We start from the raw sequence: 7,210 nt of genomic DNA on the forward strand, positions 1-7,210 counted from the left end.
CGTCGCGAAATATTTCGCGATCATCCCCGCGATGTTCATCGTCCTCTATCCGGGACTCGCGATTCTCAACGTGATGCATCTCCGCTCGCCATCGAGTGCGATCCTGTCGGCGATCATCTTCAACGCGCTGATCATTCCCGCGCTGGTGCCGCTCGCGCTCAAGGGGGTGAAGTATCGCCCTGTGGGAGCCGGACCGCTGCTCCGGCGCAATCTGGCGATCTACGGGCTGGGCGGCCTTGTCGCGCCGTTCGTCGGCATCAAGCTCGTGGACTTGGTGGTCAATGGTGTGGGGCTGGCGTGATCGGCCTCTCCATCAGGAGGCTGAGGGTGGGCCGGGCTCGTTGCGGGAGTCAATCGGCGGTCCCGGCCCATTTGCCACGCTACGAAGATTTCTAAGGAAAGCATGATGAACAAGGATTTTGTCTCCTCGCTGCGGCCGGCGATCGTCATGACGCTGCTGTTCGCGTTGCTGCTCGGCATCGCCTACCCGCTCGCGCTCACCGGCATCGGTCAGGTCGTCTTCCCGCATCAGGCCAATGGCAGCCTGATCGAGGACAAGGGCCAGGTCGTCGGCTCGGAGTTGCTCGCGCAGGGCTTCGCCACCGACCGCTATTTCCATCCGCGTCCGTCGGCGGCGGGCAAAGGCTATGACCCGCTCGCCTCGGCCGGTTCGAATCTCGGCCCGGCCAGCCAGGCGCTGCACGATCGCGTCGCCGGCGACATCAAGACTTTGCAAGCTTCCGTACCAGGTAGTTCCGTTCCACTGGACTTGGTTACGGCCTCCGCCTCGGGCCTTGATCCCGACATCACGCCCGAGGCGGCTTTTTATCAAGTTCCGCGCGTCGCCAAGGCGCGTGGGATCGACGAGGGGCGGCTGCGCGCGATCGTAGCGAGCGCAACCGCGCATCCGCTCCTCGGCTTTATCGGCGAGGACCGCGTCAACGTGCTGCTCCTCAATCGACAGCTGGATAGTGAAAGCGCTAAACCCGCCCGGTGAGCGCAAGCGACGACCGCCCCGATCCCGAGGCCCTGCTCCGCCAGGCGGAGCAGGAGTCGCGCGGCAAGCTCAAGGTCTTTCTCGGCGCCGCGCCCGGCGTCGGCAAGACCTATGAGATGCTGACCGACGGCGCCGCGCGCGGCCGCGCCGGCGTCGACGTCGTGATCGGGGTGGTCGAAACCCACGGCCGTGCGGAGACCGAGGCCCTGATCGCGGGGCACGAGGTCATCCCGCGCAAACAGATCGACTATCAGGGGCGCAAGCTCAGCGAGATGGACCTCGACGCCATCCTCGCGCGCAAGCCGCAATTGGTGCTGGTCGACGAGCTCGCCCACACCAACGCGCCCGAATGCCGTCATCCCAAGCGCTACCAGGATGTCGAGGAGCTGCTGGCGGCGGGGATCGACGTCTATTCGACGATCAACGTCCAGCATATCGAAAGCCTCAACGACGTCGTCGCCTCGTTCACCCGGGTGCGCGTGCGCGAGACGATTCCCGACCGCATCCTCGAAAGCGCCGAGATCGAGGTGGTCGACATTCCGCCCGACGAGCTGATCGAGCGGCTCAAGGACGGCAAGGTCTACGTCCCCGACGAAGCGACGCGCGCGCTGGCGCACTTCTTCTCCAAGTCGAACCTGTCGGCGCTGCGTGAGCTGGCGCTGCGGCGCGCGGCGCAGGCGGTCGATGCGCAGATGCTCGATTATGTCCGCACGCACGCGCTTGCGGGCAATTGGGCGGTGAGCGAGCGGATCGTGGTGGCGGTCAGCGAATTGCCCGGCGCCGACGGGCTGGTGCGCGCCGCCAAGCGTATCGCCGATACGCTGCGCGCGCCGTGGACGGCGGTCCATGTCGAAACCCCGCGCACGCGCAATCTGGGGGAGGATGAGCGCAAGCGGCTCGCCGCGACGCTCAACCTGGCGAGCCAGTTGGGCGCGACCGTCGCCACCGTGCCGGCCATGTCGGTGATCGAAGGCCTGGCCGCGTTCGCGACGGAGGCGCGCGCAACCCAGCTCGTCGTCGGCAAGTCGATCCGCTCGCGCTGGTTCGAATTGCGCCACGGATCGGTGGTCGACCGGCTGGTGCGTGGCATGCCCGGCGTCGCGGTCCATGTCCTGCCGACCGAGCAGCCGGCCCAGCCGCCGCAGCGCGTGCGCAAATCCGTGCCCGGCGCGTGGGGGCGGCGCAGCGACTATCTATGGACCGCGCTGATGGTGGTGGCGGTGACCGCGTTGGGGAGCGGCCTGATCCATATCCTCAACCTCGGCAATGTCGCCTTGCTCTACCTTCTGCCGGTGATGGTCGCGGCGAGCTCGTTCGGCCTGCGCGCGGGCCTGTTCGCGGGCATCGCCTCCAGCCTCGCCTACAATTTCTTCTTCCTGCCGCCGACCGGCACGCTGACGATCAACAACCCCGAGAACGTCGTCACCATCATCGTGCTGCTCGGCGTCGCCTTCGTCACCAGCCAGTTCGCGGCGCGCGTCCGCGCGCAGGCGGACCTTGCCTCGTCGAGCGCACGCGCCAACGCCGCGCTGGCGGGTTTCCTGGGGCAGCTGACCAAGACGACGGGCGAGGAGGAGCTGGCCCAGGCGATCTGCGGCGAGATCGCCCGCATCTTCGACGTGCGCACCGTGCTGCTGGTGGCGTCGCCCGACGGGCCGCAGGTGCGCGCCGCCAACCCCGCCGAAGACCGGCTCGACACGATCGAGTTGGCGGCGGTGAGCTGGGTGCTTGAGCGCGGCATGCCGGCGGGGCGCGGATCGGACACGCTGACCGCGTCGGACTGGCTGTTCTATCCGCTGCGCAACGCGTCCGAGACGCTGGCCGCGATCGGCATGAGCCACGACGATGGCAGCGAACCGGTCAAGTCGGATCAGCTGCCCTTGCTGATGAACCTGCTCGATCAGGCCTCGCTCGCGATCGAGCGCGCGCGCCTGACCGACGAGATGCAGGGCATGGCGCAGTTGAAGGAGCGCGACCGGTTGCGCGCGGCCTTGCTGTCGTCGGTCAGCCACGATCTGCGCACGCCGCTGACCGCGATCCTTGCATCCGCCGCCGAGCTCAGGAGCCATCCGACGCCCGCGCTGATCGACGGCATCGAGGCGGAGGCGCAGCGGCTCAACCGCTTCGTCGCCAACCTGCTCGACATGGCGCGGGTCGAGGCGGGCGCGCTCAAGCTCAAGGTCGAAGCGATCGATCTCGCCGACGCGATCGCCAGCGCGGTCCATGACACGCGCCGTGCGCTCGACGGACATGCGATCGAGATGGGCGTAGCGGCCGATCTGCCTTTGGTGCGGGTCGATCCGCAGCTGTTCCACCACATATTGATCAACCTGCTCGACAATGCCGGCCGCTATGCCGAGCCGGGCACGCCGATCGTGATCCGGGCCGAGCGCGAGCCCGGCAGCCTGACGCTCGCGGTGCTGGACGAAGGACCGGGCCTACCGCCCGGGCGCGAGCGCGACGTGTTCGAAACCTTCAAGCGGATCGAGGGATCGGATCGCAAGCAGGCCGGCACCGGCCTTGGCCTCGCCATCGTCAAGGGTTTCGCCGAGGCCTTGGGGCTGGAAGTCGAGGCCGCCAATCGCGGCGAGCCGGCGGGTGCGCGTTTCACGATCCGCTTTCCCGAAACGGCCTTGTTCAAGGGAATGGACACAGAATGAGCAATAGCGCGAGGATATTGATCGTCGATGTCGAGCCGCACATCCGCCGGCTGCTGCACGGCACGCTGACGCGCGCGGACTATCGCGTGACCGAAGCGGGATCGGCACGCCAGGCCATGGCCGAGATCGAGGCGAATGCACCCGACGTGGTTTTGCTCGATTTGGGGCTCCCCGACCGCGACGGGCTCGAACTGCTGCCGCTGATCCAGCAGAAATCGAAGGCCGCGGTGCTGATCGTATCGGCGCGCGACGCGACCGACGAAAAGGTCGCCGCGCTCGATCTGGGCGCGATCGACTATGTCACCAAGCCGTTCGACACGGAGGAATTGCTCGCCCGCGTGCGGGTGGCGTTGCGCAGCCGGCTGGTGGCCGATGGCGGCCGCGCGTCGATCGAGGCGGGCGATGTGTCGATCGATCTCGTCCAGCGCCGCATCCACAAAAAGGGCGAAGAGGTGCATCTCACCCCCAAGGAATTCGCCGTGGTGGCCGAACTGGCGCGCTTCCCTGGCCGCGTCATCACCCACGACAAGCTGCTCGCCGCGGTCTGGCCCCGCGATTACGAGCGCCACATCGAATATCTGCGCGTGATCGTGCGCAACATCCGCCAGAAGCTGGAGGATGATGCCACCGTACCCGCGATCATCGTCAATGAACTGGGCGTGGGATATCGCCTTATGGGCGTAGCCGGCTGATCGGTGCCGTTGCGGCGGCGTCCGCAATGTGTAGGCTCCCTGCATCATCCGGGGGGATTCCCATGAAGCTTTCGTCGATCGCGCTCCTCGTCGCCGGCGTTGCCGCGCCTGCCATCTCCGCGCCACCGGTCGAGCCGGCTACGCAGCCGCCCGCCGCCGTCGCGCGGCCCGTGACGGACGATTATTTCGGCACCAAGGTCACTGATCGTTTCCGCTACATGGAAAGCCGGGATGCCGAGACGACCGCGTGGATGAAGGCGCAAAGCGCCTGGACGCACGGGCTGCTCGACAGCATCAGGCCCAAGCCGGCTTTTCTTGCGACGATGAGCGCGTTCGGTGGCCAGTTCGGGCTGGTCGGCGTCACGCAGCGCGCCGGCGATCGCGTCTTCTATCTCGAGCGCGCGCCAGGCGCGGACCAATTCGACCTGCGGGTGAAGGAAAATGGGAAGGCGTGGACCCTGGTGGATACCGCCGCGCTGATGAAGGCGCATGGCGGTGCGCCCTATGCGATCGACTGGTTCCAGCCATCGCATGACGGCGGCAAGGTCGCGGTCGGCATTTCGAGCGGCGGCTCTGAAAATTCGCAGATGACGATCCTCGACGTCGCTTCGGGCGAGGCGATCGCCGGACCGGTTGATCGCGCGCAATTCGGCGGAGTCGACTGGCTGCCCGACGGCTCGGGCCTGTTCTTCACCCGGCTGCAGAAGCTTGGCCCCGACGCGAAACCAACCGAGAAATATCAGAATATCACTGCCGACTTCTGGGATCTGAAGGGCGAAACGCAACCGCTGGTCGGGCCGGGACTGAAAAAGGGCCCGATCACCAATGTGGATGCCGCGCCGGTGCTTTGGCAGATCCCGCACAGCGATGCGATGCTGCTGATGGAGCAGAATGGCGTCCAGAACGAGATCACCTTGTGGTGGGGCAAGCGCGACGCGGTTCGCGCGGGCGCGCAGAACTGGACGCCTCTGGTCACGCCGGCCGACGGCGTCACCCGCTTCGACAGCAATGGCAAGGTGCTGTTCCTCCTGAGTCACAAGGATGCGCCGCGCTTCAAGGTGCTGGCGCTACCGATCGGCGGCAGCCTGGCCCAGGCGCAGACGGTGATTCCGGCGCGCGAGGATCAATTGGTGGAGAGCATCGGCGCGGCGTCGGACGGCCTGTATGTCGCGACCCGCGCCGGTCTCTACAGCAAGCTGCTGCACGTCTCGAACGATGGTAAGGTCGAGGAGGTAGCACTCCCTGTGCGCGGTTCTATCGAAGGCCTTGCGACCGACGTCGATCATGCCGGCGCGATCGTCGCGCTCGACGGATGGGCGAGCCCCCTGGCGCATTACCGCTACGATCCGTCGACCCGGCAGCTGGTCGATCTCAAGCTCGACACGCATCCGCGGATCGATGCGTCGCGCTACCAGGTGACCGAATTGTGGGCCGTCGCCAAGGATGGCGCGAAGGTTCCGCTGACGGTGATCGGGCCCTCCGGCCCGATCAGGCCGCGGCCGATGCTGATCGATGCCTATGGCGCCTACGGCATCTCGTCCTTCCCCTATTTCGGCACGCGCACCATGCCTTACATCGACGCCGGGGTGAGCCGCGCCGAATGTGCGGTGCGCGGCGGGGGCGAGTTCGGCGAGCCCTGGCGGCTTGGCGGCAAGGGCCCGACCAAGCCCAACACCTGGCGCGATGCGATCGCCTGCGCGGAGACGTTGATCGCCAAGGGCTATACCACGCCCGACATGCTGTTCATCACCGGCACCTCCGCGGGCGGCATCATGGTCGGCCGCGCGGCGACCGAGCGCCCGGACCTGTTCGCGGGCGCGATCGCCCGCGTCGGCGACGTCAATGCGCTCCGCATGGAAACGATGGCGGCCGGCCCTGCCAACGTTCCGGAATTCGGGACCGTCAAGGATCCGCAGGGCTTCAAGGATCTCTACGCCATGGACGCCTATCAGCACGTGGTGGACGGTACGCGCTATCCGGCCTTCCTGATCACGGGCGGCCTTAACGATCCGCGGGTCGAACCTTGGGAGGGCGCCAAGCTGGCGGCGAGACTGCAGGAAATTCCGGGCCATCGTCCGGTCTTGTTCCGGCTGGAAGAAAAAGCCGGACATGGCCTCGGTACCACCAAGGCTACTCGCGATGCCGAAGAGGCTGACATTACAGCCTTTATACTATGGCGTTCTGGCGCTGGAAAATGGCAGCCGACGCAGTGAACCACCGAGCCTATGTGTTGCTTAAATGACGAATAATATAATTGTTACACCCGTGGTCTAAGTTTTACTATTTGCTCTAGCGCAATTTAATTACCTGTCTGCCAGATGAACCGATCCTGTCTATGAGATTAACAGCGGTAATTCACCGTATATAAGCTTCATTTCATCGCTACGGGGCGAACTCTATCGACCTGCGACGGTTAGTCTCACATGAGCAACCACAGCACCCCAATCCGCCCGGCCATGACCGCGCTTGCCGCCGTCATCGCTCTGTCCTCAACCTCGTTGCTGGCGCAGGCCACCGACACGACGCAGGCTGCGCCGGTCGTCATCGCTCCGCCGGCCCCGGATGTCTCGGCCCCGCCGGCCGCGGCGCAGACCGCCACGCCCGACGTGGCAGTCGCACCCGCTCCGGTCGAAGCCGCCCCGGCGCCTGCGATGCGGACGATGAGCACGCCGGTTGAGCATATTGTTGCCGAAGCATCGGACGCTCGGACCCTGCCGACGCGTAGCGCGCCGGTAACGCGTACGGTCACCCATGTTGCGCCGGCTGCGGCCGCCCCGGCGGTTGCCAAGCCCGCGCCGGTCGAAGCGCAGCGCGCCATTACGCCGGCTCCGGTCGAGGCTCCCGCCCCGGTCGCTGCCGCC

The 7,210-nt window shown here is 66.5% G+C and carries 4 protein-coding genes and 2 pseudogenes; all 6 read left to right on the forward strand.

Annotated features, from left to right (window positions below; translation table 11 throughout):
* Positions 1–301, forward strand: a pseudogene (locus tag VK533_RS05070) (potassium-transporting ATPase subunit B); the annotation flags it as partial.
* 105 nt (positions 302–406) lie between these two features.
* Positions 407–997, forward strand: a complete 591-nt coding sequence (kdpC, locus tag VK533_RS05075; protein ID WP_324375612.1) for a potassium-transporting ATPase subunit KdpC — start codon at positions 407–409, stop codon at positions 995–997.
* Positions 994–3,657: a sensor histidine kinase KdpD gene (locus VK533_RS05080; RefSeq protein ID WP_324375614.1), complete on the forward strand. Its 2,664-nt coding sequence runs from the start codon at positions 994–996 to the stop codon at positions 3,655–3,657. The genes kdpC and VK533_RS05080 overlap by 4 nt, the downstream gene beginning before the upstream one ends.
* A complete protein-coding gene (locus tag VK533_RS05085) occupies positions 3,654–4,349 on the forward strand; it encodes a response regulator transcription factor (protein WP_324375616.1) in 696 nt (231 codons plus the stop codon). The genes VK533_RS05080 and VK533_RS05085 overlap by 4 nt, the downstream gene beginning before the upstream one ends.
* 62 nt (positions 4,350–4,411) lie before the next feature.
* The gene (locus VK533_RS05090; protein ID WP_324375618.1) at positions 4,412–6,562 is read left to right on the forward strand and encodes a prolyl oligopeptidase family serine peptidase; all 2,151 of its coding nucleotides are present in this window, start codon (positions 4,412–4,414) and stop codon (positions 6,560–6,562) included.
* A gap of 210 nt (positions 6,563–6,772) precedes the next feature.
* A pseudogene (locus VK533_RS05095) lies at positions 6,773–7,210 on the forward strand (hypothetical protein); the annotation flags it as partial.

Source organism: Sphingomonas sp., assembly GCF_035317925.1.
In the GTDB taxonomy this organism is placed as follows: domain Bacteria; phylum Pseudomonadota; class Alphaproteobacteria; order Sphingomonadales; family Sphingomonadaceae; genus Sphingomonas_I.